Origin of the sequence: Corallococcus sp. CA049B (assembly GCF_003611685.1) — a bacterium.
Lineage (GTDB): Bacteria > Myxococcota > Myxococcia > Myxococcales > Myxococcaceae > Corallococcus > Corallococcus coralloides.
In genome coordinates this window covers 1-24444 of the sequence record NZ_RAWC01000028.1, presented here as the reverse complement: position 1 = coordinate 24444, position 24444 = coordinate 1, and the positions used below count along the sequence as shown (strand labels likewise).

23 protein-coding genes are annotated in these 24444 nt (G+C 69.9%); 13 read left to right on the top strand and 10 right to left on the bottom strand.

Annotated features, from left to right (window positions below):
- Positions 1-14: 14 nt before the first annotated feature.
- The 3 genes from D7W82_RS09340 to D7W82_RS40465 are packed head-to-tail and all read right to left on the bottom strand — an operon-like array spanning position 15 to position 3476.
- On the bottom strand, positions 15-1997 hold the full coding sequence (locus D7W82_RS09340) for a S8/S53 family peptidase (RefSeq protein ID WP_158617622.1): 1983 nt from the start codon (positions 1995-1997) through the stop codon (positions 15-17).
- Positions 1994-2887 carry a hypothetical protein gene (locus D7W82_RS40470; RefSeq protein WP_158617621.1) on the bottom strand — a complete coding sequence of 298 codons (894 nt, stop codon included), beginning with the start codon at positions 2885-2887 and terminating at the stop codon, positions 1994-1996. The genes D7W82_RS09340 and D7W82_RS40470 overlap by 4 nt, the downstream gene beginning before the upstream one ends.
- A 7-nt stretch (positions 2888-2894) precedes the next feature.
- The gene (locus D7W82_RS40465; protein WP_158617620.1) at positions 2895-3476 is read right to left on the bottom strand and encodes a hypothetical protein; all 582 of its coding nucleotides are present in this window, start codon (positions 3474-3476) and stop codon (positions 2895-2897) included.
- Positions 3477-3935: 459 nt separating this feature from the next.
- Between D7W82_RS40465 and D7W82_RS40460 the strand changes: the two genes are divergently transcribed.
- The 7 genes from D7W82_RS40460 (at position 3936) to D7W82_RS09305 (ending at position 10842) form a co-directional block, all read left to right on the top strand.
- On the top strand, positions 3936-5324 hold the full coding sequence (locus D7W82_RS40460; RefSeq protein ID WP_158617619.1) for a sigma-54 dependent transcriptional regulator: 1389 nt from the start codon (positions 3936-3938) through the stop codon (positions 5322-5324).
- 166 nt (positions 5325-5490) lie between these two features.
- Positions 5491-6423, top strand: a complete 933-nt coding sequence (locus D7W82_RS40455) for a hypothetical protein (protein WP_158617618.1) — start codon at positions 5491-5493, stop codon at positions 6421-6423.
- Positions 6424-6628: 205 nt separating this feature from the next.
- Positions 6629-7129 carry a hypothetical protein gene (locus tag D7W82_RS09325; RefSeq protein WP_120617998.1) on the top strand — a complete coding sequence of 167 codons (501 nt, stop codon included), beginning with the start codon at positions 6629-6631 and terminating at the stop codon, positions 7127-7129.
- Positions 7126-8151, top strand: a complete 1026-nt coding sequence (locus tag D7W82_RS09320) for a hypothetical protein (RefSeq protein ID WP_147439271.1) — start codon at positions 7126-7128, stop codon at positions 8149-8151. Before D7W82_RS09325 ends, D7W82_RS09320 begins: the two co-directional genes overlap by 4 nt.
- Before the next feature lie 239 nt (positions 8152-8390).
- Positions 8391-9164 carry a ferredoxin--NADP reductase gene (locus tag D7W82_RS09315; RefSeq protein ID WP_199727715.1) on the top strand — a complete coding sequence of 258 codons (774 nt, stop codon included), beginning with the start codon at positions 8391-8393 and terminating at the stop codon, positions 9162-9164.
- Positions 9165-9314: 150 nt separating this feature from the next.
- Positions 9315-9578, top strand: a complete 264-nt coding sequence (locus tag D7W82_RS09310) for a hypothetical protein (protein WP_120617995.1) — start codon at positions 9315-9317, stop codon at positions 9576-9578.
- A gap of 58 nt (positions 9579-9636) precedes the next feature.
- Positions 9637-10842, top strand: a complete 1206-nt coding sequence (locus D7W82_RS09305) for an erythromycin esterase family protein (protein ID WP_120617994.1) — start codon at positions 9637-9639, stop codon at positions 10840-10842.
- A gap of 5 nt (positions 10843-10847) precedes the next feature.
- Here D7W82_RS09305 and D7W82_RS09300 read toward each other — a convergent pair whose 3' ends face one another.
- From D7W82_RS09300 to D7W82_RS09275, 6 genes are all read right to left on the bottom strand, one after another.
- Complete coding sequence (locus D7W82_RS09300; protein ID WP_120617993.1) at positions 10848-11990, bottom strand: hypothetical protein; 1143 nt, start codon at positions 11988-11990, stop codon at positions 10848-10850.
- 71 nt (positions 11991-12061) lie between these two features.
- Positions 12062-12682, bottom strand: a complete 621-nt coding sequence (locus D7W82_RS09295) for an FMN-binding negative transcriptional regulator (protein ID WP_120617992.1) — start codon at positions 12680-12682, stop codon at positions 12062-12064.
- Positions 12683-12730: 48 nt separating this feature from the next.
- A complete protein-coding gene (locus D7W82_RS09290) occupies positions 12731-13528 on the bottom strand; it encodes a DUF3014 domain-containing protein (protein ID WP_120617991.1) in 798 nt (265 codons plus the stop codon).
- A 35-nt stretch (positions 13529-13563) separates the two neighbouring features.
- On the bottom strand, positions 13564-14088 hold the full coding sequence (locus D7W82_RS09285) for an OmpA family protein (RefSeq protein WP_120618028.1): 525 nt from the start codon (positions 14086-14088) through the stop codon (positions 13564-13566).
- Between the two features lie 88 nt (positions 14089-14176).
- Positions 14177-15550 (bottom strand): sigma-54 dependent transcriptional regulator, encoded by a 1374-nt coding sequence (locus D7W82_RS09280; RefSeq protein ID WP_120617990.1) that lies wholly within the window; start codon positions 15548-15550, stop codon positions 14177-14179.
- On the bottom strand, positions 15540-17654 hold the full coding sequence (locus D7W82_RS09275) for a nitrogen regulation protein NR(II) (RefSeq protein WP_120618027.1): 2115 nt from the start codon (positions 17652-17654) through the stop codon (positions 15540-15542). Before D7W82_RS09275 ends, D7W82_RS09280 begins: the two co-directional genes overlap by 11 nt.
- A gap of 162 nt (positions 17655-17816) precedes the next feature.
- Between D7W82_RS09275 and D7W82_RS09270 the strand changes: the two genes are divergently transcribed.
- Positions 17817-18368, top strand: a complete 552-nt coding sequence (locus tag D7W82_RS09270; RefSeq protein ID WP_120617989.1) for a glutathione peroxidase — start codon at positions 17817-17819, stop codon at positions 18366-18368.
- 3 nt (positions 18369-18371) lie between these two features.
- Here the strand turns inward: D7W82_RS09270 and D7W82_RS09265 are convergent, their stop codons facing one another.
- On the bottom strand, positions 18372-19073 hold the full coding sequence (locus tag D7W82_RS09265; protein ID WP_120617988.1) for an MBL fold metallo-hydrolase: 702 nt from the start codon (positions 19071-19073) through the stop codon (positions 18372-18374).
- Positions 19074-19265: 192 nt separating this feature from the next.
- Between D7W82_RS09265 and D7W82_RS09260 the strand changes: the two genes are divergently transcribed.
- From D7W82_RS09260 to D7W82_RS09240, 5 genes are read left to right on the top strand one after another with little or no spacing between them, the layout of a single operon-like run.
- Complete coding sequence (locus tag D7W82_RS09260; protein ID WP_120617987.1) at positions 19266-20504, top strand: FAD/NAD(P)-binding oxidoreductase; 1239 nt, start codon at positions 19266-19268, stop codon at positions 20502-20504.
- Positions 20505-20560: 56 nt separating this feature from the next.
- Entirely contained in the window at positions 20561-21199 is a 639-nt protein-coding gene (locus tag D7W82_RS09255) for a carbonic anhydrase (RefSeq protein WP_171426288.1), read from the top strand.
- A gap of 50 nt (positions 21200-21249) precedes the next feature.
- A complete protein-coding gene (locus D7W82_RS09250) occupies positions 21250-23298 on the top strand; it encodes an FUSC family protein (protein WP_120617985.1) in 2049 nt (682 codons plus the stop codon).
- On the top strand, positions 23295-23501 hold the full coding sequence (locus D7W82_RS09245; protein ID WP_120617984.1) for a DUF1656 domain-containing protein: 207 nt from the start codon (positions 23295-23297) through the stop codon (positions 23499-23501). Before D7W82_RS09250 ends, D7W82_RS09245 begins: the two co-directional genes overlap by 4 nt.
- Before the next feature lie 6 nt (positions 23502-23507).
- On the top strand, positions 23508-24422 hold the full coding sequence (locus D7W82_RS09240) for an efflux RND transporter periplasmic adaptor subunit (RefSeq protein ID WP_120617983.1): 915 nt from the start codon (positions 23508-23510) through the stop codon (positions 24420-24422).
- Positions 24423-24444 lie beyond the last annotated feature (22 nt).

Here is a 24444-nt window from a genome sequence, read left to right as displayed (position 1 = left end):
GGCATTGCTTCAGGCTACTCCAGCCTCTCTTTGGGGGCGTCGTGGGTCTGCGGCGCCACCAGGTCGTTGCCTCGGGGAAAGGCGGGAATCCACCGAGACTCGAACGGCCCCTTGTTGAAGGCGAACAGGAACCGCTGAAGCTGGCTACCGGATACCTCGCGCAGGGCCGTCTCCATCAGGGTCACCCACGGGAGAAGCGCCTCGGCTTCCCGCTGGAAGGCCGGAGATTCCAGTTCAGCGTGCAGCGCGTCCAGCATGTAGTGCGTGCGCCGCAGGAGGGCTCCATGGTCTCGCTCGCCTTCGGGATCCAGCAGCTCTCCATCCGTCGCCCACAAGGCCATCAGGTGCCGGGCCAGCCACATGAGGGCCTCCCGCCACCGCCAGGAGTGGAGCACCAGCCGGGCGAGAGCGCCGCGCACCTGGAGGTAGGCGTCCAGCAACACCCGCCAGGGGGTGGGGAAGTCGGCGTGCGCCTTCCGAGTCCATCCGAGCCACGCGAGTGCGCGCAGCATCGCGGGATCGGACTCGGCTACGCCGCGGGTTGGAATGGGGCCGGGGCGGGGGCGTGTGAGCAGCACGGCGGCGCAGACCGGGTCCGTGGCGGCCAGCGCGGCGGCCAGCGCGTTGACGCGCCCGGCGCCCAGCTTCAGGTTGTGGCCCAGCCGATCCCACTCGTTGAAGGACTCGGACGCGGGGCCCGGCCCTCCGTCCACGACAGGTGGGAGGTCCGCCGTCCACTGGAGAAGTGCGCGCACCTCGTCCGCGTCGAGCCCGGGCGCCTGGCGCAGCACCGCCGCCGCCACCCCCGCGACGAGCGCGGAGGCGATGCTCGTGTCGTCCGCCAGCCGCTCCTGCAGCATGCCCAGCCGGTACAGCTCTCCCGGGGCGCTGAGCGTCACCGAGGGCCCGAACCTGCCGATGGGACCGGTTCGCGTTCGGTCGAAGCGCCGGTACCACCGTCCCGCGGTATCCGTGGCGGTGACAGCCATCACCCAGGGCTGCGCATGCAGCTCGTCCGCGCCCATGGCATAGGACATGGCACTCCCTTGGTCGTGGTTCCAGGTGGTGTCCCCCGTGGCGCAGACGATGGGGACGCCCTTGCCGTCGCGGCCGACGCGCCGGGCCTCGCGAAGCACCGCCTGGAGGTAGCGCGGCGTGCCCCAGAGCCCATCCCCCATGGGGATGAGCACGACGTCCGCCTTCCAATCCTGGATGGCATGGGCCAGCGTGAGCGCCACGTCCGCGGGGGCGATCCACGAGCTGTGGACGTCCGCCTCGTGCGGCACCATGCGGTACAGGCCCAGCTCCACGCCTTCGCCCAGGGCCTCCTGGAGGGCCACCGCCATCCGCGTCCCGTGGTGTTCCATGGTGGGGGCGAAAGTGGTCAGTGCGGGCCGCGGACGCCGCAGTCCGCGGAAGACAGGCGCAGGGTAGCCCTGGTTGGGCGGGAGGCCCGCGAAGGATTCATCGAGGATGGCGACGCGCACCTTGGCGGGCATGCCCTTCTGGAGCGCACGCACCCGGGACAGCCCGATGAGATCCAATGCCGAGACGAACAGCTCCGGTTCGTGCTGCAGGACCGCCGGGGGCGTCTTGGGGGGCACCCCCGTCTCTTCCAGGAGGAGCTCCCGGGGGGCGTTCATCGCCTTCAGCGCGTCTTGTCGCTGTCCAAGGAAGTCGGGCGTGCAGACCTCGTCGTCGATGCCGACGCGCACGTCGATTCCAGCGCGGGCCAGGAGTTGCGACTGCCGGCCGCGCCGGGCGCACAGCACTGGTTCTGCGGACACCAGGGAGGCATTGCCGGCATCCGGCACCTCCTCGGGCTCCAGGACGTAGAGCGTCAGCGAACCCAGCGTGGCCGCCGGCTCCTTGCCTTCGAGCGGGGGCCCACGCCAGACGACCAGGACCTTGCTCCCATACATCTTCAGGATTCCCGGCGGGATGCGCATCTCATCCATCACGAGCTTGCGCGCGTAGCCGATGTGTCGGGCCGTCATAGGACCTCCTCCGCGGTGGAGGCGAGCCGACGGCCCGCTTCCTCGTTGTGGGCGGGGACGCCGTCCGGCTGGATTCCCCCCACCAGCCGGGCGAACCCCCGCATCCAGGTGGACAGCCGTACCAGGCGGGCCTGCTCCGCCAGGGCGATCGCTGACTCCATGAGGAAGGGCAGCGCTCGGACCAGCGCCCCCTCCGGCAACCCCAGCACCGCCGGGATGCTGGTGCCCCGCGTGCGCTCGTCCTCCTCGCAGTCCAGGGCATCGTCCAGGCACTGCAGCGCGAAGCAGAACCGGTCGTAGCTGCGCTCGAGCAGGGCGGCGCGCTCGGGCTGCCCTGCGTGCCTCAGAAGGCATACCGCCCCGGTGCCGCCCCACCGCAACTTCTCGCGCGTCTGCACGGCGTAGGTGGCCACGTCCATCCGCCGCAGCGCCATCGTCTTCAACTCCAGCGCGGTGCCCCTGCGCAGCGAGACCAGGGCCTGCGCCAGCGCCTGACGCGCGAGCCGCCGGTTGTCGAGTGCCGCCGCGAGCTCGTGCTCCCACGAGCGCAGGAAGACGCCGCGGTACACCAACATGCCCACGTCCGGTGCGACCTGCCGGTCCACCAGACGGTCTGCGATGAGGCCATGGATCGCGGCGCAGTGGTGCGCCGCGCGGTAGTGCGCGAGCGCCTCCCTTGGAACGAGCAGGTGGCCCGGCCGGTCCGGATCCTCCGCCACGTAGCCAGGCAGATCCCGGTTGATGTCGAGCACCCAGAAGTCCTCCCAGCAGCCGTCCTTCCATCTCGTGAGTCCGAGCCGATGGGGCAGGGTTCCGCCGTACTGGCGGAGGGGCGCCGGCAGGTGTTGGGTGAGGCGGTGGTAGGTGGCATCCATTCCCTGGGCGTTCATGATCGATTCACCAGATGACGCCGGGGAAGTGCAGCCAGGCGAGGCTCTTGAACTGGATGCTCTCCGTGTTGATCTCCGCGAGCGCGTCCACATGCTCCCGGGTCCAGGTGCCCTCGGGCGCGTACTGTCGCAGGGTCTCCAGGACGCGCTCGCACTTGCCGGTGTCGTTCCGGTCCACGGCGTAGTCACTCACGCGCAGGTGCAGGTCCTCCACCTGAGCAGTCTGCTTTGACAGCAGCTCCGTCCAGAAATGGAGGACCTGCCGCTTGAGGGTGACGCCATCCTCCTCGAGGGGGGCGACAGGCGCGAACTGCTCGATGAACAGGATTTCACGCAGCCCCAGGAACTGGTCCGGGTTGAACGCGGGGTCTCCGAGGCTCTGGCCATTCTCGACATTGAACGAGGTGAGGACGGCCACGGCCTCATCACGGGAGGTTTCCATGGCACGCCGCAAGCGCACCGCGTTGTTCGGGTTCGTGTCCGAGAAGATCGCCTTCAGCACCCGGCGCACGGTGTCGCGGCGGTCCTGATCCTCCGAAAGGTCGTTGCTCGGCGTGGGGGGCGGCGCTTCGAGCGCGCGCTTCTGCACGGCATCCAGGATCCTGGTCCTCGCTTTGGACGCCCAGTCGTCGGGCGTCTGGGGAGCGAGCAGGTTCCTCGCAGCCTCGTGCGCCGCGAGCCATTGCGGCGACCCCTTCCGCGTCTTCTTGGAGTCTTTCAGTCCATCCGTCTCATCCGTCATGGCGAGTCCCCTCCCTTGGCAGTGCTCAGGGACTTGCCATGGCAAGGATTGAACCAACGCCCTGTCCCACGGGGGCATGGGGGCCTTTTTAGAGAAGTGAGAGGGGCCGGCCCACCGCGTCACGCGCGAGCCATCACCGAAGGGCGTCGTGAGGCTGTCCGTTTCCGACCAGCGTCACGCGCCGGGTGGTCGTTTCCGTCCACCGCTCCGGGGGGAGGAAACCGTGGCCGCGTGCGAGGATTTGCCGCAGCGGTGGCACATGGCTTGCGGTGTCTTGGACCCCAGGAGTACGAACCCGACCGGCCCATGAACATCCTCATCGTTGATGACCAGCGCAGTGCGCGTCGCATCCTCGCGAGCATCCTGTCCACGCAGGAGGGATTGGTGTTGCACGAGGCGTCCTCGCTCGAAGAAGCGCGCAGGGTGCTGGCGACCATCGCCATCGACATCGGGCTCATCGACGTGCGGCTGGACTCGGACGCACGCAATCGTGACGGGCTGGTGCTGGTGGCGGAGATCCGCGAGAAGTCCACCGCTCTTCCCGTCGTCGTCACGGCCTCCAGCGAAATGGAGGAGATTCGCGCGGCCATGCGTGCGGGGGCGTACGACTACATCCTCAAGGACGAGCTGTGCGAGGAGTTGGTCCTTCCCATCATCCAAGGGCTGGGCAGCCGGCGCCGGTTGGAGCACGAGGTGCTGCGGCTCCGTGCGCGCCTCACCCCGGAGACGGGCATCCAGGGGCTGGTGGGCACCTCCGAGGTCATCGGCCGGCTGCGTACGACCATCCAGCGCGTCGTCCTCTCGGATCGGCCGGTGCTCGTCACCGGGCCCACGGGGGCGGGCAAGGAGGTGGTGGTGCGCGCCATCCACGCGCTCGGTCCCAACGCCGCGGATCCGCTCCTGGACCTCAACTGTGGTGCCATCCCAGAGCTGCTGATGGAGTCCCAGCTCTTTGGCCACGAGCGGGGCGCATTCACGGGCGCGGACCGGAGACAGGACGGCTATCTCACCGCGGTGCGCCGGGGCACGCTCTTCCTGGACGAGCTGGCCGAACTGCCGCTGTCCCTCCAGGCGAAGCTGCTGCGCGTGCTGGAGACGGGGCGCTTCCGCCGGGTGGGCTCGACCACCGAGGAGCAGTTCCAGGGACGGGTCGTGGCCGCCACGCACGCGAAGCTGGAGGAGCGCGTGCGCCAGGGGCGCTTCCGCGAGGACCTCTTCCACCGGCTCAACGTCCTCAACGTGCGGGTGCCATCGCTGGACGAGCGGACCCAGGACATCCCCGCGCTGGTGGCCCACTTCTGCCGACAGCAGCCGCGTCCGTTGCGCTTTTCCCAGGAGGCACTGGAGGCCCTGTCCCGGCGCTCCTGGCCCGGCAACATCCGGCAGCTTCGCAACTTCATCGACCGGCTCGCCGTCTTCTGTGACGAGGACCCCATCGGAGCGGAGACCGTGGCTGCCTACCTGGAGCCCTCGCAGGATCCGGCTCCCGCCGAGGAAGGCCTGAAGGCCATGGCGCGTTCCATCCTCCAACTGCCCGTGGCGAACAAGCTGGAGGCCATCGAGTCCACCCTGCTCAATGAGGCGATGGCGCTCGTGGGGGGCAACAAGAGCGGCGCGGCGCGGCTGCTCGGCATCGGCCGCAAGGCGGTGGAGCGCCGGTTGGAGCGCAAGGACGAGCCGCCCGAGGCGGAATAGCCCGCGCCTCGGACGCTTTCGTCCATCGTGTCCTTGCCTCCTGGTCGCGGGTGTCCACCGGCCAGCTCCAGCCACGCACGGCCTCGTGTGCACTGGACGGCATCCGGGTTGCTGAAGGGGTGTCTGGCCCCGGAGGTGCCTGATGCTTCATTCGACAATCATTGATGTGACGATCGGTCTCGCCTTCATCTACCTGGAGCTGAGCATCGTCTGCTCGGCCGCGACCGAGCTGCTGGAGTCCGTGCTGCGAAAACGCGCGACTCACCTGGAGGCGGGCATCCTTCGCCTCGTAGGGGACAAGGCGACCCTGAACCGCGTGTATGCGCATCCCCTCATCCAGGCATTGATGCGTGACGACGAGTCAAAGCCCTCCTACATCCCAGCCCATACCTTCGCGCTCGTGCTGGTCGATGTGCTGGGCATGTCCACGGCGGCCGCGTTGGACCCGAAGGGGCTCGACAAGGTCGAAGGCACCTTGCAGAAGGCCCTGCGTCCGCTCCTGAAGGCCGCCGGGGGCGAGCCCGCGCGATTCAAGCAGTACATCGAAGACTGGTTCGATGCTTCCATGGAGCGGGTGTCTGGCTGGTACAAGCGCCGGACCCAATGGATCGTCTTCGGTCTCGGCTTCGTGCTCGCCGCCGGGTTCAACGCGGACACCTTGCGCCTGGCCAACCTGCTTGCGCGGGATGGGGCGTGGCGCGCGTCAGTGGTGTCCATCGCGGAGGAGCATGTGAAGGCGTCCGTGGGCAGTCAGGGGCCAGGAAATGCTCCCGCTCTGCGGGATGCGCTCCAGAAGACCGCGGAGCTGGGATTGCCGTTCGGCTGGGGACCCGGGCCGGAGGTCACGGGGCTGTCATCTCCACAGCTCCTGTCCCTGCCGGCGCGGGCTGCCCTGCCGGGGTGGGTGGGGGCGTGGGTGCTGAAGCTGCTGGGGCTGATGGTGACCGCGCTGGCGGTGTCACTCGGCGCGCCGTTCTGGTTCGACCTGCTCAACCGCCTGAGCATGGTCCGCTCGGCGAACAGGCCGGACAGGAAGGAGCGTGGCGCGTCCCCGGTGGGGGCAGAGGGGAAGCCCGAGATTCAGCAGCAGGCCGCGTGAGCGGAGTTGCTGTTCATCGCTTCCGCTGGTCCTTTCCGGCCAGGGCCTTGGCTGATGCCGACCAGGGGGCACGGGGTGGAAGGTATCTGTCACCCTGTTCCTCCTCTGGGGGCGGCGCGTGAAGAGAGCGGCACGACGGTTGCTGTCTTCTGGATGACGGACGGAGCGCCAGTCCCGGCGTCGCCAACTCCGCCCAGGGGGAAACATGCCTTCGAAGAGTTATTCGCTGCTGCCTCAGTACGAGTCATTGCGCGGTCAGCTCCAGCACGCGGTTGTCGTGGACGCGCCCGCCGGAGAGCTGTTGCACAGCCTGAGGACGCTGGATGCGTCATTGGCGGGGCTGGTGCCGTCGAACGTGGTGGCGGCGACGGCGCCACATGTTGAAGTGGCCTTCGCGTGGTACCCGGAGAATGCCCCGCTGAGCCTCTACCTGTATTGCAATGATGTGCCTGTTCCCGGCGCGAAGGGCATCTTCACCGGCGGGCGGCTCTTCGTCTCCCTCCCTGCATCGATGCTGAAGCCCGCCGGGACGGCGAACGAGCTGGTGGCGGTCATGCGCTTCCTCAGCGGAGGGTGGAAGTACCAGCTCTGGGTGGACGTGGGCGGTCGGCGCGAAATGCTGGACCAGGGCCACGACAAGGACCCCAGCAATCCGAGCGACGACAGCTTCATCCGCACCGTGCACTTCGGAGGGAAGCAGTCATGAGCATGCGCATCCGCTCCTTGGGATTCACCCGTGGGACCATCGTGCTCGCGGGACTGATGGCCGCGAGCGCCAGCGCGGAGGACCGTCGCCCCAAGATCGACCCGGTCGAGGCCACGGACTCCGCGGCCAAGCGCGACAGTCAGCCCACGGTGGACCCGTGGATGGCCTCTTCCTCGACGGCCCTCTTCGGCCGGCCGACGGTGGGTGAGGCGTTCAAGTTCTCCAGTGAAGCCGGCAGCGTGGGGACCGTGCTTTCGGTCGGCTTCTCTCCCGGCGCGCTGTTGACTTCGGGCACGCCGGCGCTGACGAACCTGCAGTTGGCGGGCGCCTACAGCATCGCTGACCGCATCGGATCCTTCTCCCTCAAGTGGGCCGCGCCCTTCCGGGACGTCCGCACCTTCTCCGCTGCGGACGTGCAGCGGGTCGAGGATGCTTCCCTGAAGGCCTACGAGGATTGTGAGGCCGAGGTGCAGGACAAGAGTGAGAAGGGGCTGGCGTCGTGCCTGGAGAAACGCACCGCCGCCGAGGACTCGGAGATTGCCTATATGCGCCCCGGCCTGAGCCTGGGGGCCAGCGTGGGCTATGGCGTCCGGACCCAACGGCTGGAGCGTCTGGCCGCGAACGTGGCCTACGATCAGGGGCTTTGGGGCGGCACGTCGCTCATCATCAACGCGGACATGGAGTCACAACTGCGGGAACTCCCGCAGGAGGACGGCGGCAATCGCGTGGAGCGAACCTGGCAGGCGGGAGGCAGCCTGGGCCTGGCCTGGAGGCCCGGAGCCGCATTCCTGAAGCAGCGGCTGGAGCTGTCCGCGGGCGCGAAGGTGCTCCAATGCCTCCAGGGCTGCGCGGAGAACCCCTCGAGCGTGAAGTTCGGCCCCCAAGCCAGCTTTGCCCTGGACAAGGACACGGTGCTCGGTGCGTCCGTCAGCTGGACGGGCGAGGCCGCCAGCCTGCGTGATGCGCTGGTGGGCGTGGCTGTATCGCATAGCTTCGGGTTGCTCGGTAGCGGCGCTCAATGACGGCTACGCGCCTGCCCTGGTAGAGGGGGGAGGGCAGGCGCCGCGGGTTGCGCGAGGGGCCATGGGGGCCTCGTACTGGCCGGCGGCCCCCTGGAGACCTGAACCCGCCGATAAGCGCAAGGCTGCCCGCCGGGCTTCTTCCTCTGGTACGGAGGGGGGAATCTGTCGCACAACGTCGCCCGTTACTGGCGCGTTCGGGTGGTCTAGAACGCCGCCGGCCCTCTTCTGGAGCAACAACCGTGAGCAGTCTCATGAAGGAGTCCGTGCTGCGCGTGCACCACTGGACTGACACCCTCTTCAGCTTCGTCACCACGCGGGACCCGGGTTTCCGCTTCGCCAGCGGCCAGTTCACGATGATCGGCCTCGAAGTGGAGGCCCGCCCCCTGCTGCGCGCCTACAGCATGGTGAGCGCCCACTACGACGATCACCTGGAGTTCCTGAGCATCAAGGTGCCCGGCGGGCCCCTGACCTCCCGCCTGCAGCACCTGAAGGAGGGGGACAGCATCCTCGTCAGCAAGAAGGCGACCGGCACGCTCGTCCTCAAGCACCTGCTGCCCGGCAAGAACCTCTACATGCTGAGCACTGGCACGGGCCTGGCCCCCTTCCTCAGCTTGGTGAAGGACCCGGAGATGTACGAGCAGTTCGACCGCGTCATCCTCACGCACACCTGCCGCCGGGCCGAAGAGCTGGCCTACCACGACCTCTTCCTCCACGAGCTGCCCCACAACGAGTTCTTCGGGGAGCTGGTGAAGCAGAAGCTCACGTACTACCCGAGCGTCACGCGCGAGGACTTCCGCAACACGGGCCGCATCACGGACCTCATCCAGAGCGAGAAGCTGTTCAAGGACGTGGGCCTGCCGCCGCTGAACCCGGAGGTGGACCGCGTGATGCTCTGTGGCAGCCCCGGCATGCTCTCCGACCTCACGACCATGCTGGAGGAGCGCGGCTTCCGGGAAGGCACCCCCGGAGAGGCCGGGCACTACGTCACGGAGAAGGCCTTCGCCGAGCGCTGAACGGCCACGGCCCGCAGACTACTTGAGCGGGTCGTAGCCGGGCTTCAATCCCTTTGCAACGGGATGGTTCGCGTGCAAGGCATTGGATTGCACGCGCATGCTTGTTTTCGATATTCAGACAGGCGCGGTACTCACCGAGAGGAACTCCCGATGCTGACGCGTGTCGTGAAGAGTGCTTTCGTCGTGATGGGGCTGTCCCTGGCGCTGGCCTGCGGTGGAACGGAGACGGCGGACGCCGAGCAGATGGACGGCGTCTCTGCCGACGTCCAGGCGCCCACGACGGATGCGGTCTCGGATGACGTCTCCGCCCAGAACAAGCCGGGCTGCGGTGCCTGGAAGCAGCCGTGTTGCGAGTTGAAGTACTGCAACCAGGGTTACGAGTGCGATCCCTCGACCCTGAAGTGCCTGCTGTAGCGCCACTCCCACCGCCGGCCATCCGGGTCATGATGGCCGGCACATGGAAGGGCCACGAATGAGATACCTGCTGCTCCTGATCCCCTTGCTGTCGGGCTGTGCCTCGTCACCCAGGACCGAGGCCCCACCGGTCTCCGACTCCGACCGGATCGTCCGGGAGCTCTGCGGCAAGCAGATGGCGCTGCTGGGGGAGGAATCCCACCACGGCAGCGCCAGGACCGTGGCCTTCAAGGTGGAGTTGACCCGCAGGCTGGTGGAGGAATGCCAGTACGACGCCTTCTTCATCGAGACCGGCACCTACGACTTCCTCCACATCCAGGCGCTGCTGAAGGCGGGCCAGCCCGTCAGCGATGACCTGCTCGCGTCTGCCATTGGCGGGATGTGGGCCAGTCCGGAGATGGCGCCCCTGATTCCGTTCCTGTCCGCGCGGCTCCGGGCGGGGACCCTCGCGGTCGGTGGGATCGATGATCAGATCAACCGGGGCACCTGGGCGACGAAGGAGATGGCGCGTGAGCTCAGCCCCTTGTTCAACGGCCCGCGACAGGCGGAGTGCGGCGTGGCGCTCGATCGGCACCTGGCCTGGCGGTATGACGAAACCCACCCGTACACGGCGGAGACCGCGAAGGACCTCCTGGGCTGCGCGAAGGAGCTGGAGTCGGCGCTCTCCAGGCCCGAAGCGCCAGCGACACCCGCGCAGTCGCAGATCGCCCGCAATCTGGTGAGGAACTTCACCCGTGAGGCCGCCGCGCGGGCCCGGAAGCAGGCGCAGCCGGATGGGCCCAGGGACTGGGGTCATGACATCGCGCGAGATCGCTCCATGTTCATGAACCTGGAATGGCTCCTGTCCCAGTCCCCCCAGCCCCGGAAAGCCATTGTCTGGACCGCCACCGTTCATGCCGCGAAGGACATGTCGAGCGTGGAGGCGGATGACCGGCAGAGGATTCCGCTCGGCGCCTATGTCCGTGAGCGGTTCGGGGACCAGTCCTTCGTGCTGGGGTTCTCCGCGAGCTCCGGGAGCCATTCCATCGGCGCCAGTGCCCACACGTTTGCCCTCGCACCCGCGATGCCTGATTCGCTGGAGGGCCAGGCGTTCGCGAACCACAGCGCGGACACCCGGTATCTGGATGGGCGCCAGCTTCGTGAGCTCGGGCCCAGGGTGGCCCGTCTCCTGACCTATTCCTCGTGGATGAAGGCCCCCTGGGCAACGGTCGTGGATGGGCTGCTGATCATCCGGGAGGAGATGCCTTCGCGCCCAGCCCGATAGCGAGCTCAGAGCACGCTCTTGCCGAGCTCCAGCATCACCTCGATGAAGCGCCGGTCGGCGAGGAGCAGGGGCACCATGGGCGCCATGGCCGCGGCGACGACGGCCAGCGCCGCGCGGAGATCCACCGGGAACCAGCGCATGCCGCGCGCGACGTTGAAGGACGTATTCAGGTCCGTTTGCGAGGAGAACTCGGGCGCGCCCAGCGGCTCCAGTCCCTTCGGTAGCTCGTGGTGGAACCACCGCTGCTCGAAACGCCGTGAGTGCCAGGACGCCACACCCGAGTAGGAGTGGTCCCCCCTTCGCTTCGCCATCAAGAGCTGATGGAAGAAGAACATCATCGGCGAGAAGACGACGACAAGGCAGACGAGCGCGAAGGCGAACAGGTGAAGGGCGTAGCTGGTGAAGTCCGCGCTGGAGGCGTGCGCCAGACGCTGCGCGGTGAGCGTGGAGGACAACGCGAGGACGATGACCGAGAAGCTGGCCTGGCTTGTGCCCAGGAAACCCAGGCCGCCCGCCGAATCCGGATGGGTGGGCACGAAAGAGAGCGGCAGCCTGGAGACCTTGAACAGGAACGTCGCCCACAGGATGCTCCGCCACAGCCAACGCAGGAGCAGGAACCGGATGATCGGCATGCTCACCGCGAGGTACCACCACCCGGCCAGGGTGAGCGGGCCCCCGGGCTCCACATGGAGCCAGGACGGACGGTTCGGCAGGTAGGGCAGGTGCACGAAGGACGGGGCGAAGGAGATGACCAGCAACCCGGCCTCGATGACGCCGCTTCGCCGCCCCCGCATCGCGTCGCGAGCAATGGCCTCGTAGCGGGGCAGGTGCTGCGCATCAACCAACTCCGAGATGACGAAGTGGCGCACGGCCGCCGCGAGGCGCATGTCGATGTATCCATCGGCCGCGACGAGCAGCGGTAGGGACACCAGGAACTCGACATGGGTCGCCACGTTGCGCAGGAAGGCGTGTGCCACCGGCCCGCCCTCCAGGAGCGACAGGGCGAGGAGCGGCAGCCAGCTCACCAGCATCAGGACGACGATGCGCACGGGCAGCGAGACCCGGTCAAGACGGGCGAAGCGGTGCCGCCGGTCGAGCGAGGTTTCCTGGACCAGCGAGAAGTCGAGCAGCGAGGCGGGGACGTCCATGGTCCTCCCAAAGCTGTGCCGTGGGGGGGGCTCCCGCCAGTCGGCGAAGCAACCAGGCTGTCAAAGGCAGGTCACCTGCCGCGCTGGCGCATCAATTCGAGCAGGGCCAGCGCATCGCCGCCCTGGCCCGCGAGCGCTTCCATCATTCCCGCCTGGTCTTCCGCGGAGCGGTTCTGGCCCAGCTTGAACTTGCCCTGCAATTCCTCGATGGGCAGCTCGAAGCCGATGATGTGCTCCAGCATCTGCGCGCGGACCTCCTCCGGCAGGTGGGCCGCGTGGCCGGGGGCTCCACTCGCGGGCTCGTACTCCGCCAGCATCACGTCGATCAGCTTCGACAGCTCCGCCTGCGTGTCGATGATTCGCGGACGGCCGAGCGCGTGCACCACCGCGTAGTTCCACGTCGGCGCGGAGGGCTGCACCTTGTACCAGGTGGGTGAGATGTACGCGTGGGGCCCATGGAAGACGCAGAGGGCCGGTCGCTCGCCGTCGAAGTCCTTCCAGTGTGGGTTGGCGCGCGCCAGGTGCCCCAGCAGCGTGCCCTTGTCGCCCCGGTCCGGCACCAGCATGAGCGGCAGGTGCGAGACGTGGATCCCCGAGCCGTGCGAGATGACCGTGCCGAAGGCGTGCTGCTTCATGAACGCTTGCAGCGTGGAGAGGTCCGACTCCTGGAAGCTTCGGGGCGTGTAGAGCATGCGGTCCGGACAGCCTTGCACGCCCCCGTGGGTGGGAGAAGCAGCGCGCTACGGCCTGCGGGCCTGCTCCTGCGACGGCAGGCCCAGGGCGGCCGCCAGTTCGGTGAGCTTCGCCTGCACCTTGCGCATGTTGTCAGGGCCCATGCGCAGCAGGTGCTTCTCCGCCGCGCCCAGCGCCTCCAGGTTCGGATCCGCGTAGACGTAGAGCGCGCCCTTCGTCGTGAGCTCCGGAGGCGTCTTGGGGACGGAGACCCGGGTGAGACGTCCAATGGCTTGCGACAGCGTTGCGTCCAGGCTCCGGCCCGGCGGGGCCAGCTCCGCGTGGGCGGTGTCCAGCAGCGGCTTGAGCTCCTGATACACCTGCCCCGCCTTCTTCGCGTCCAGGGAGGTGATGACGCGGGCCACTCCGTCGTAACGGGTATGGCTCTCCGGCGCCGTCACCGTGTGGCCGCGACGCTTTGTCACGCGGAAGGTCCCGGCGGGCGCCATGAAGGACAGGGGCATGCGCGGACTCTGGCCTTCGGCGATCAGGTTCACGGACGCGGCGAAGCGGCGGGCCAGGTCCTCGCTGGACAGCCAGCGCGCGAAGTCCGCGTCGCTGGAGAGTCCCTTCAACTGCTCCCTCACGCGGGCGTCGGTGCCGGAGAGCTGCACCGCCGGGAGCGCGGGCGGCGCCGGAGGCGTGGGCTCCGCGATGGCCGGCGTGGGGGCGGCAGGCGGCTCCGACGCGCGCAGGAGGAAGTAGCTTGAACCGCCCAGGAGCGCCACGGCGGCGGCGATGCCCAGGGGCCAGCGCAGGGAACGGACGGGAGACGGCGGAAGGGGGGCGTTTTCGCTGGGGCTCATGTGCGTGGGGACTCGGTGGGGGATTGAGAAAGGGTCTACAGCTCGCCTGCGTGGGCCTGCTCGGCCAGGCGGAAGGAGAACTCCGCGCGGCGGTTCTTCTCAGGCGTGTTCGCGTCCGCGGGGCGCTCCTCGCCGTAGGAGATGACGGAGATGCGGCCTGGCTCGACGCCCAGGTTCACCAGGTAGGCGCGCACGCTGGCGGCGCGGCGCTGGCCCAGCGCGATGTTGTATTCCGTCGTGCCCAGCTCGCAGGTGTGGCCCGCCACCGTGACCTTCGCGAGGCCGCGCTGCCGCAGGGCCTGGGCGATGCGCGACAGCTCGTCGGTGGCCTCCGGCGGGAGCAGGGAGGAGTCGAGCGGGAAGTAGATGGGCGCGGCGTTGAGCGCCGCGAGCGCCTGCTCCGTGTCATCCGGCGTGGGCCGCGCCGCGTTGCCACGGTCGCTGGCGGTGGGGGCCGGCGCGTGGGTCGCCGCGTCGGTGGTGCTGGTGTTGGCCGCGCGCCTGGCGCAACCAGAGAGGCCAATGACTGACATCAGGAGGAACAGGTGGGTTCGGTTCATGCCCTGATACATGAGCAAGGGCTGTGCCGCGGTCCCTCCGTCGGGTGTCTCGCGCGGGGTGGCGCGATGACTGGCAAAGCGCGTCGTCCTAGCGTTGCGAAACGCCGCTGTCCGTCTTCTCCCGGCGGTGGATGGTGGAGACATCAATCCCCAGCAGCTCCGCCGCGCGCGTCTTGTTGCCTCCACAGCGGGCGACCACCCACGCGATGTATTCACCCTCCAGCTGTCTCAGCGGCACCACCTGCCCGTGGGCCGCGGCCAGCGGGTGGACCTCCGGCGCGGCGTCCGCGGTGTGCAGGCGCAGCTGGGCCAGGTCCACGGTGGGCTGCGCGCCCAGGACGACCAGGCGCTCCACCAGGTTCTCCAACTCGCGCACGTTGCCGGGCCAGGGCATGCGCGTGAGCGTGGCCACCACCTCCGGGGACAGGGCGGTGACGGCGGAGCGTGGATTGCGGGCGCGGGCCTGCGCCACGAAGTGCTCCGCGAGCTTGGGGATGTCCTCCGTGCGCTCGCGCAGCGGCGGCACCCGGAGCGAGACGACGTTGAGCCGGTAGAAGAGGTCCGCCCGGAAGCGGCCTTCCTTCACCCGCGCGTCCAGGTCCTGATGCGTGGCGGCCAGGATGCGCACGTCCACGCGGCGCGAGCCATCCGCGCCCACGGCGCGCACCTCGCCGTCCTGGAGGACGCGCAGCAGCTTCGCCTGGAGCTCCGGGGGCATGTCCCCGATTTCGTCGAGGAAGAGCGTGCCTCCGTCCGCCTCCACGAAGAGGCCCCGGCGCGTGGTGGTGGCGCCGCTGAAGGCGCCCTTGAGGTGGCCGAACAGCTCGCTCTCCAGCAGGGCGTGGGGCAGGGCGGTGCAGTTGACCGCCACGAAGGGCGCCTGGCTCCGGGGCCCCTCGGAGTGGAGCGCCCTGGCGACCAGCTCCTTGCCGCTGCCGCTCTCGCCCCGGATGAGCACCGGCGCCTCCGAGGCCGCCACGCGGTCGATGAGCTCATAGAGCGTCCGCATGGGCGCGCTGTGGCCCAGGAGCGCGCCCAGGCCGCCACGCTGGGCCACCTGGCGCTTGAGGTCGCGGTGCTCGGTCCGCAGGCGCCGGGACTCCAGCGCGCGCCCGACGTGGAGCAGCACCTCGTCCAGGCGGAAGGGCTTGGTGAGGTAGTGGTAGGCGCCCCGCCTCATCGCCTCCACGGCGCTCTCCACCGCGCCGAAGGCGGTCATCAGGAGCACCGGGAGCTCCGGGTCGTGCCTGCGCGCCGCCGCGAGCACGTCCAGCCCGTCCACCTCCTCCATGCGCAGGTCGCACAGGACGACGTCGTAGACGCGGGCCCGCAGCTGCGCGATGGCGTCCGCGCCGCCCGTGGACAGGTCCACGCGGTAGCCCGCGTCCGTGAGGGGCTCCTTCAACATCTGTCCCATCTCCTCGTGGTCATCCACCACGAGGATGCGCGCGCTAGACGGCATGCCGTTCCTCCCAGCCGGAAGCGGCGGCCACCGGCCACCGCAACGTGACGACGGTGCCGCGGCCGGGCTCGCTTTCGACCCCCACCTGGCCACCGTGGTTGCGGACAATCTGTGCCACCACGCTCAGCCCCAGGCCCGTGCCCTGGCCCCGCTTCTTGGTGGTGAAGAAGGGGTCGAACACCTGGTGCAGGTGCTCCGGCGCGATGCCCCGCCCATCGTCCTGGACGCGGATCTCCACCGCCTGGGCGTCTCCCGCCATGCACGCCGTGGCGCTCAGCCGCACGTGGCCTCCGGCGCTGCACGCGTCACAGGCGTTGAGGGTGAGGTTGAGCAGCACCTGCTGGAGCTGATCCGCGTCCGCCGCGAGGCTGGGCAGCCGCTCGGGCACGTCCAGCTCGAAGTGGACGTGCCGGCGCTCGGCCTCCACGTCGAGCAGCTCCTGGAGGCCCCGCACGAGAGGCGCCAGGGGGACGACGCCGGCCCGCGCGGGCTGGAGGCGTGAGAGGTCCAGCAGCTGGCGGATGATGCGGCTCACGCGGTCTATCTGCGTGACGATGGCGTTGAGGCCCCGGCCCTGCGGGTGATCCACGCCGCCCACCTTCTGGAGCATGTATTCGGCGTGGCCCCGGATGATGCCCAGCGGCGTGCCGATTTCATGGGCCACGCCCGCGGCGAGCACGCCCACCGTGGCCAGCTTCTCCGCGCGCAGGAGCTGGTCCTCCAGCATGCGCACATTGCTCAGGTCCTCCAGCACCAGCAGCGTGCTCGCCTCTCCGTCGCCGTGCTCCAGCGGGACGGCGTGGACGTTGAACTGGTCCTTCTCGTTGAAGAGGCTGAGCGGCTCGCCGTGCAGGCTGCGCACGGCGCCCTTGTCCCGCGCGGCCAGCACCAGCGCCGTCAGCCGCTGCACCGCGGACGTGGGCGCGGTGGGGAAGGCCTCCGGCAGGGTGCTCCCCACGGCGGTGGCCGGCAGGCGCGCGCGCAGGGCCTGGTTCACGGCGCTGATGCTGCCTTCGCGGTCCAGGGCCAGGATGCCGGTGGGGATGTGGTCGAGGATCTTCTGCGTCTTCTCATGCAGGTGCGCGAACCTCGCGGCGTGGCGCAGGGTCTCCCGCAGCGCCACCTCCCGGCGGTTGGCGAGCACCACGTAGGTCCCGAACGCCACCAGGAACACCGCCACCAGCAGCGCCGCCAGCGACAGGCGCAGCACCAGGGTGCGCTCGTGGGCGCGCAGGGCGCTGGTGGAGGAGAGCGTCGCCACGGACCAGGTGGCCTCGCCGCGCATGCGCAGGGGGCGGAACGTGGCCACCGCGTCCGCGGGCCCCAGGCCCAGGCGCGTGGCCTCCGCTTCGTTGAGCCGCAGCGTCCCGGCCGCGCCCGCGCGCATCCGCGCCACCAGGGTGCGCAGGCCCGGCACGAGCTTGCCCTCGGGGTCCTCCAGCCGCCGGTGCCAGGACGCGAGCGCCGGGTCGCTCATGGGCGCGGGCGTGCCGTGGGCGCCCAGGAGGAGCACGCGCGTGCTCTCCTCCACCGTCACCATGCGCAGCGGCGCGAAGAGCGGTTCGGTGTCCACGAGGATGGCGACGGCGCCTCCGCCCCCGGGCAGGTCGGAGTCGATGCGGATGGCGAAGACGCGCATCCACCCGGACGACGCGCCTTCGATGGGGTGCGAGGGGATGACGTGCCCCACCGGGGCCGTGAGCGCCTGCCGCGCGGTGTCCGCGAGCGCCGGGGGATGGACGGCCTCCCTCGGCAGGTGGCGCGACTTGTGGTCTACCAAGAAGAGCCGCTCCTCGCCGTCCGGGCCCAGCACGGCGATGGCGCGGTACTGGCCCACGGCCTCCAGCAGGGCGCGCAGCTCGTTGTGATGGTCTCCAGCGGAGCCGGGCTGGGCGAGCAGCTCGCTCGCGAAGCGCAGGTTGTCCCCCAGGTCCTCCAGCGACCGGGCGACGCCGCTGGCGGCCTCCTCCAGCTGGGCCTGCCGGTCGCGCCCGAACTGCTCCACGAGCGCCTGCCGGTCGCGCTGGATGAACCACACGGCTCCGCCCGCCACGCTGGCCAGGGCAACGAGCAGGAGGACGAGGGGGACGAGGAGCCGGTGCATGGAGTGCGAGGGAGTCCACACAACGCAAGGCCCGGGCCAGCCGTTCCCTCCAGGGGCCGGTGCCTTGCGCCATGCCACGACCGCCGCAAATCACCACACCGGGGCTGGCACTTTGCCTGGACAGGCCTGGGCTAGAGTGGCCGCCCCCCAGACGGAGAGCACATGAGCCAGAACCTCTACGACATCCCCCTCACCGGTATCGACGGCGCGCCCCGGACGCTCGGGCAGCACCAGGGCAAGGTCCTGCTGGTGGTGAACGTGGCCTCCAAGTGCGGCCTGACGCCCCAGTACGAAGGCCTGCAGAAGCTCTACGCGAGCCGGCAGGGGCAGGGCCTGGAGGTGCTGGGCTTCCCCGCGAACAACTTCATGGGGCAGGAGCCGGGCAGCGAGGCGGAGATCCAGCAGTTCTGCACCTTGAAGTACGACGTGACCTTCCCGCTGTACTCGAAGATCTCCGTGGTGGGGCAGGACAAGCACCCGCTGTACCACGCGCTGACGGGCGCCATCCCGGACGCCACGGGCGAGGGGCCCATGCGCGCGAACCTCAAGGGCTACGGCATCGAAGCCAACCCGAAGCCGGAGGTGCAGTGGAACTTCGAGAAGTTCCTCATCGGCCGGGATGGCCGCGTCGTGGGCCGCTTCGCGCCGGACGTGACGGCGGAGGATCCGCGCCTGGTCCAGGCCATTGACGCGGAGCTGGCGAAGCCGGCCTGAGCTTCAGGCCTCCGGCGCCGGGGCCTGGGGCCGCCCGCAGGCGCGGTTGGCCGGGACGGCCAGGTCGATCTTCTTGGGGCGGGGCAGGTGGAGGTTGTTCATCACCTCGATGAACTCCTCGCGGCTCCTGCCCGCGACCCGCGGGTTGTGGCGCTTCTCCTCGCCGATGCTCGTCACCGTGTTGCCGTGGTAGTCGTGCGCGGGAAAGACGAGCGTCGCGTCCGGGAGCTGGAAGAGGACGCGGGTGATGGAGTCGTAGAGCTGGCTCGCGCTCCCGTTCTGGAAGTCGGTGCGGCCGTTGCCGCGCACCATCAGGGCATCCCCGGTGAAGACGCGGTCGCCCAGCAGGTAGCTCACGCTGTCGTCCGTGTGGCCCGGCGTGGCGAGCACCTGGAAGGCGCACCGGCCGACGTGCACCGTGTCGCCGTGCCGCACCCGCAGGTCCGCGCAGGGGGCCCCGCCCGTTCCGGCCACCACCTGGCACCGCGTACGCTCCCGCAGCGTGCCGGACGCGGTGACGTGATCCGCGTGCACGTGGGTGTCGAAGACGTGGGAGAGGACCAGCCCCAGCTCACCGGCGAGCCGCAGGTCGCGGTCCACCTGCTCCAGCACCGGATCGATGAGGACGGCCTGGCGCGTGGCCTCGTCTCCGATGAGATACGTGTAGGTCGAGGACTCGGAGTCGAAGAGCTGGCGGAAGAGCATGTCGGAGTCTCCGGTGCACGGGGGCCGCGGGCGGAGAGGAGGCTTCAGCGCCTTGCGCGAATTGTCCGCTGGGACGCGGGCTCCGATAAAGGGAGGCCTTCCGTTATTTGATGTGGACCCGGCAACGCGCGCTCGCCTCGCAGGGCAGCTGGCGCGGTGGGGGTGTCATGGGCAGGCTCGCGGCTTGCTCCCATGAACGCTCCTCCCTCCCTCAAGCCTCCATCCGCCTCCGGGCACCACCGGGTGCTGATCATCGGCGGCGGCACCGCGGGCATCACGGTCGCGGCGCGGCTGAGGCGCAAGGGCGTGCGGGGCGTCGCCGTGCTCGAACCTTCGGCGCAGCACTTCTACCAGCCGCTGTGGACGCTGGTGGGCGCGGGCGCCGCGGACATCGCGAGCACCGTGCGGGCTGAGGCGGACTACATCCCGAAGGGGACGCGGTGGCTCCAGGACCGGGCGGAGGAGGTGGACCCCGTCCGTCAGCAGGTGCTCACGCGGGGCGGCACGCGCCTGACCTATGACTTCCTGGTGGTCGCTCCCGGCATCCAGCTGGACTGGGACCGGGTGCGCGGCCTGCGCGAGGCGCTGAAGACGCCGTACGTGTCCAGCAACTACGACTTCCGGCTCGCGCCGAAGACGTGGGAGATGGTGCGGGCCTTCCAGGGGGGCACGGCCCTGTTCACCCATCCGGCCACGCCGGTGAAGTGCGCGGGGGCGCCGCAGAAGATCATGTACCTGGTGGCGGACCACCTGCGCCGCAGCGGGCTGACCGGGAAGTCCCGCGTCGTCTTCGGCTCGGGGGCCAAGGCGCTCTTCGGGGTGCAGCCCTACGCGCGGGTGCTGGAGGGTGTCGTGGACCGCTACGGCATCCAGACGCACTTCAGCCACGACCTGGTGGAGGTGCGCGCGCACACCCGCGAGGCGCTCTTCGCGGTGACGCGCGACGGGCGCCGGGAGTGGGTGACGCTGGGGTATGACCTCCTGCACGTCACGCCGCCGCAGAGCGCGCCGGACTTCATCAAGCGCAGCGCATTGGCCCATCAGGACGGTCCGGACGCGGGCTGGGTCAAGGCGCACAAGCACACGCTCCAGCACCCCGACCATCCGAACGTCTTCGCCATTGGGGACGCGAGCGACCTGCCCACGTCGCGCACGGGCGCCGCCGTCCGGGCGGAGGCGCCCGTGCTCGTGGAGAACCTGGTGGCCGTGATGGAGGGGCGCGAGCCCACCGCGCGGTACGACGGCTATGCGTCCTGTCCGCTGGTGACGGGCTACGGGCGGATGCTGCTCGCCGAGTTCGACTATGACGGCCGGCCCGCGCCGAGCCTGCCGTTCATCAACACCTTCGTGGAGCGCCGCGACCTGTGGCTGCTCAAGAAGTACGGACTGCCGCGCCTGTACTGGGACTGGATGCTCCGTGGTCGCGCGTGAACACTGGAGGAAGTGAACGCTCGACGGTGGGGACCCTGCGTGCGAGCGTCACGGCCGTGACCCCCTACGACAAGATCTTCGAGAACAACAAGGCCTGGGCGGAGGAGCAGCTCCGCTCGGATCCGGACTACTTCACCAGGCTGTCGGTGTCGCAGCAGCCGGACTTCCTCTACATCGGGTGTTCGGACAGCCGCGTGCCCGCGAACCAGATCATGGGGCTGCCGCCGGGTGACGTGTTCGTGCACCGCAACGTGGCCAACCTGGTCAACAACGTCGACCTGAACGTGATGTCGGTCATCAACTACGCCGTCCGGCACCTGGACGTGAAGCACATCATCGTCTGCGGCCACTACGGCTGCGGCGGGGTGCGCGCGGCGATGCAGCCCAAGGACCTGGGCATCCTCAACCCCTGGCTGCGCAACATCCGCGACGTGTACCGGTTCCACAAGCAGGAGCTGGACGGCATCGCGGACGAGACGAAGCGCTACGAGCGGCTGGTGGAGCTCAACGTCCTGGAGCAGAGCATCAACATCATCAAGACGGCCGCCGTGCAGAAGTCCTACGTGACGCGGGGCTTCCCCATCGTGCATTCGTGGGTGTTCGACCTGCGCAACGGCCTCATCCAGGACCTGAAGCTGGACTTCGTCCAGACGCTCCACGGCATCCAGGAGGTCTACGACCTCACGAAGGAGTGAGACTCCGGGGCTGACGACAGCGCCGGGGAGCGCGGCCTAGACCCGCGGAGATGATGACTCCGCGGCTCAGGGCATGGGTGTTCTCGCTCAACACCTTCGCCGCCGCGATGGCCGCGCTGTTCCTCGGCCTGCGCTTCTCCCTGCCCAGGCCGTACTGGGCGATGATCACCGTCTACGTCGTCAGCCAGCCGCTCTCTGGCGCGCTGCGCTCGAAGGCCGTCTTCCGGCTGCTGGGCACGGTGCTGGGCGCGGCGATGGCGTGCGTGCTCGTCCCCAACCTGGTGAACTCGCCGGAGCTGCTGTCGCTCGCGATGGCGCTGTGGGTGGGCTGCTGCCTGTACCTGGCGCTCCTGGACCGCACGCCGCGCAGCTACGTCTTCATGCTGGGCGGCTACACCGCGGCCATCATCGGCTTTCCCGGCGTCTCCTCGGCGGGGGCCCTCTTCGCCACGGCGCTGGTGCGGGTGGAGGAGATTGGCCTGGGCATCGTGTGCGCCACCGTCGTGCACACCGTGTTCTTCCCGCGCCCGGTGGGGCCGGTGCTGCTGGACCGCATCGATGGGTTCCTCGCGGACGCGGGCCGGTGGGCCCAGGACGCGCTCGCGGGACGCAGGGACGCGCGCACGCGCCGGGAGTGGCACCGGCTGGCGGAGGACGTCACCGCGCTCCACCTGTTGGCGACGCACCTGCCGTTCGACACCGCGGGCCTGCGTCCCCGGGCCGGCGCCGTGCGCGCGCTGCACGAGCGCATGTCCATGCTGCTGCCCATCCTCTCCAGCATCGAGGACCGGCTCGCCGTCCTCCAGACCTCGGGCCGGGGGCCCGACGCCAGGCGGGACACGCTGCTCCAAGCGCTGAGCGCGTGGATCCAGGCGGGGCCCGACGCCTCCCGCGCCGAAGGCCAGCGGCTCTCCGAGGCGTGCGCCGCGCTCGCGCCGCCGCTGGACGCGAAGGCGGACTGGACCGCGCTCGTCACCACCAGCCTCGCCGTGCGCCTGGGCGAGCTGGTGGACACCGTCCAGGACTGCCGCGATCTGCGCGCCTTCATCCGCGACCCCACCGGGCTCGCGCCGGAGCGCCTGACGCCGCTCCTGCGCGCGCGCGTCCAGCGACCGCTGCACCGCGACCGGGGTTTGGCGCTCATGTCCGGCATCGCGGCGGCGGCGGCCGTGCTGCTCTGCTGCGCCGTGTGGATTGCGCTCGCGTGGCCGGAGGGCAGCGCGGCGGCGATGATGGCGGCCGTCTACAGCTGCCTCTTCGCGACCCAGGATGATCCGGTGCCGGCCATCCTGTCCGCGCTGGTCTTCACCGGGATGTCCTTCGTCGTGGGCGGGGTGTACCTGTTCGGCGTCCTGCCCGGCATCGACGGCTTTCCCCTGCTGGTCGCCGCGCTGGCCCCCACGCTCCTGGGCGTGGGGCTGTTGCTGGCGGACCCTCGGTGGGCGGGGCGCGCGAGCATCGCGGTGCTGGGCTTTCTGGGGACGCTGTCGCTCCAGGAGCGCTACACCGCGGACCTGGCGGAGTTCCTCAACAGCTCGCTGGCGCAGGCCGCGGGCTTCATCGCCGCCGCGCTGTCCACCCGCTTCCTGCGCTCCGTGGGCACGGACTGGAGCGCGCACCGGCTCTTGCGCACCGGGTGGCGGGAGCTGGCGGGCCTGGCCTCGGCAGAGGGCGTGCCGGACCGCCTGGGCTGGACGAGCCGCATGTTGGACCGGCTGGGCCTGCTCACCCCGAGGCTGGCGCTGGCCACGTCCCGCGACGAGGCGCTGGAGGCCGCGGATGCGCTGGCGGACCTGCGGCTGGGCTTGAACGTCGTGGACCTTCAGCGGATCCGCCCGCACGTGGGGACCGCCGCGAGCCTGTCCGCGGGGCTGCTCCTCCAGCGCATCTCCGGGCACTTCCGGGCGCGCTCGCTGGGGCGGGTGACGGCGCCCCCGGCGGAGCTGCTCGGCGCGCTGGACGCGACGTTGGGCCGCGTCGCGGACGCGCCGCCTTCCGCGCAGAAGCGCGACGGGGTGCTCGCGCTCGTGGGGTTGCGGCGCGCGCTGTTTCCGGACGCGGCGCCCTACCGGGCTGTTCCCCTGGAGGTGGCGCGATGAGGGGCGAGCTGGACGTCCAGGGGGTCTTCGTCCCCACGCTCCTTGTCTGGGCGCTGGTGGCGGTGGCGCTCGGCGTGCCCCTGCGGCGGGGGCTGTCCGCGCTCCATGTCTACCGGTGGGTGTGGCACCCGGCGCTCTTCGACCTGGCGCTGTTCGTCCTCCTCTGGTTCGCGGTGACCTTCATCGCCTCGCGGGTCCCCTGAGACGCCATGAAAACCACGCGCCCGCAGCTCATCCGGATTGGCGTGACGGGGGCCGTCGTCGTGCTGGCCCTGCTCGCGGGCCGGTGGATGTGGCGGCACTACGAGGTCGAGCCGTGGACGCGCGACGGGCGCATGCTGGCGGACGTGGTGCTGCTGGCGCCGGACGTGTCGGGAGTCGTCACGTCGGTGGACGTGCTGGACAACCAGCGGGTGACGCGGGGGCAGGTGCTCTTCGTCATCGACCGCGCCCGCTTCGAGCTCGCGCTGCGGCAGGCGGAGGCGGTGGTGACGAGCCGGCAGGCGGCGCGGGCGCAGGCGCAGCGTGAGTCCGAGCGCAACCAGGGCCTGGGTAATCTGGTGTCCGAGGAGGTCCGCGAGCAGGGGCTGTCCCGCCTGGCGCAGACGGAAGGGGCGCTCCAGCAGGCGCTGGCCAACCGCGACGTGGCCGCGCTGAACCTGGACCGCTCCACGGTGCGCGCGCCGGTGAACGGCATCGTCACCAACCTGGAGGTGGAGGAGGGCAACTACGCCACCGCCGGGCGGCAGATGGTGGCGCTGGTGAACAGCGACTCCTTCCGCGTGGAGGGCTACTTCGAGGAGACGAAGCTGCCGCGCATCCGCATTGGCGCGCCGGTCACCATCCGGCTCATGGGCGAGCCGGCCCTCTTGCGCGGACACGTGGAGGGGATCGCCGCGGGAATCGAGGACCGGGAGCGCGGGGCGGGCCCCAGCCTCCTGCCCAACGTGAACCCCACGTTCAGCTGGGTGCGCCTGGCCCAGCGGGTGCCCGTGCGCGTCGCGCTGGACGCGGTGCCCGAGGGCGTCCGGCTCGTGTCCGGACGCACCGCGACGGTGACGGTGCATGAGCATGAGGAGGGAGACGGGGCTTCCTCCGCGCGCACCGGGGACGTCCGTCCATGAGCGCGCGGGGGCCGTGCGGGTG

Bases quoted from the DNA above. Each gene is read 5' to 3' on its own strand.
- D7W82_RS09265 (WP_120617988.1), bottom strand. From the start codon at position 19,073: ATGCTCTTCCGCCAGCTCTTCGACTCCGAGTCCTCGACCTACACGTAT.
- D7W82_RS09300 (WP_120617993.1), bottom strand. From the start codon at position 11,990: ATGGACGTCCCCGCCTCGCTGCTCGACTTCTCGCTGGTCCAGGAAACC.
- D7W82_RS09240 (WP_120617983.1), top strand. From the start codon at position 23,508: ATGAAAACCACGCGCCCGCAGCTCATCCGGATTGGCGTGACGGGGGCC.
- D7W82_RS09270 (WP_120617989.1), top strand. From the start codon at position 17,817: ATGAGCCAGAACCTCTACGACATCCCCCTCACCGGTATCGACGGCGCG.
- D7W82_RS09320 (WP_147439271.1), top strand. From the start codon at position 7,126: ATGAGCATGCGCATCCGCTCCTTGGGATTCACCCGTGGGACCATCGTG.
- D7W82_RS09305 (WP_120617994.1), top strand. From the start codon at position 9,637: ATGAGATACCTGCTGCTCCTGATCCCCTTGCTGTCGGGCTGTGCCTCG.
- D7W82_RS09290 (WP_120617991.1), bottom strand. From the start codon at position 13,528: ATGAGCCCCAGCGAAAACGCCCCCCTTCCGCCGTCTCCCGTCCGTTCC.
- D7W82_RS40460 (WP_158617619.1), top strand. From the start codon at position 3,936: ATGAACATCCTCATCGTTGATGACCAGCGCAGTGCGCGTCGCATCCTC.
- D7W82_RS09310 (WP_120617995.1), top strand. From the start codon at position 9,315: ATGCTGACGCGTGTCGTGAAGAGTGCTTTCGTCGTGATGGGGCTGTCC.
- D7W82_RS09245 (WP_120617984.1), top strand. From the start codon at position 23,295: ATGAGGGGCGAGCTGGACGTCCAGGGGGTCTTCGTCCCCACGCTCCTT.
- D7W82_RS09325 (WP_120617998.1), top strand. From the start codon at position 6,629: ATGCCTTCGAAGAGTTATTCGCTGCTGCCTCAGTACGAGTCATTGCGC.
- D7W82_RS09260 (WP_120617987.1), top strand. From the start codon at position 19,266: ATGAACGCTCCTCCCTCCCTCAAGCCTCCATCCGCCTCCGGGCACCAC.
- D7W82_RS09280 (WP_120617990.1), bottom strand. From the start codon at position 15,550: ATGCCGTCTAGCGCGCGCATCCTCGTGGTGGATGACCACGAGGAGATG.
- D7W82_RS09275 (WP_120618027.1), bottom strand. From the start codon at position 17,654: ATGCACCGGCTCCTCGTCCCCCTCGTCCTCCTGCTCGTTGCCCTGGCC.
- D7W82_RS09250 (WP_120617985.1), top strand. From the start codon at position 21,250: ATGATGACTCCGCGGCTCAGGGCATGGGTGTTCTCGCTCAACACCTTC.
- D7W82_RS40470 (WP_158617621.1), bottom strand. From the start codon at position 2,887: ATGAACGCCCAGGGAATGGATGCCACCTACCACCGCCTCACCCAACAC.
- D7W82_RS09285 (WP_120618028.1), bottom strand. From the start codon at position 14,088: ATGAACCGAACCCACCTGTTCCTCCTGATGTCAGTCATTGGCCTCTCT.
- D7W82_RS09340 (WP_158617622.1), bottom strand. From the start codon at position 1,997: ATGACGGCCCGACACATCGGCTACGCGCGCAAGCTCGTGATGGATGAG.
- D7W82_RS09295 (WP_120617992.1), bottom strand. From the start codon at position 12,682: ATGCTCTACACGCCCCGAAGCTTCCAGGAGTCGGACCTCTCCACGCTG.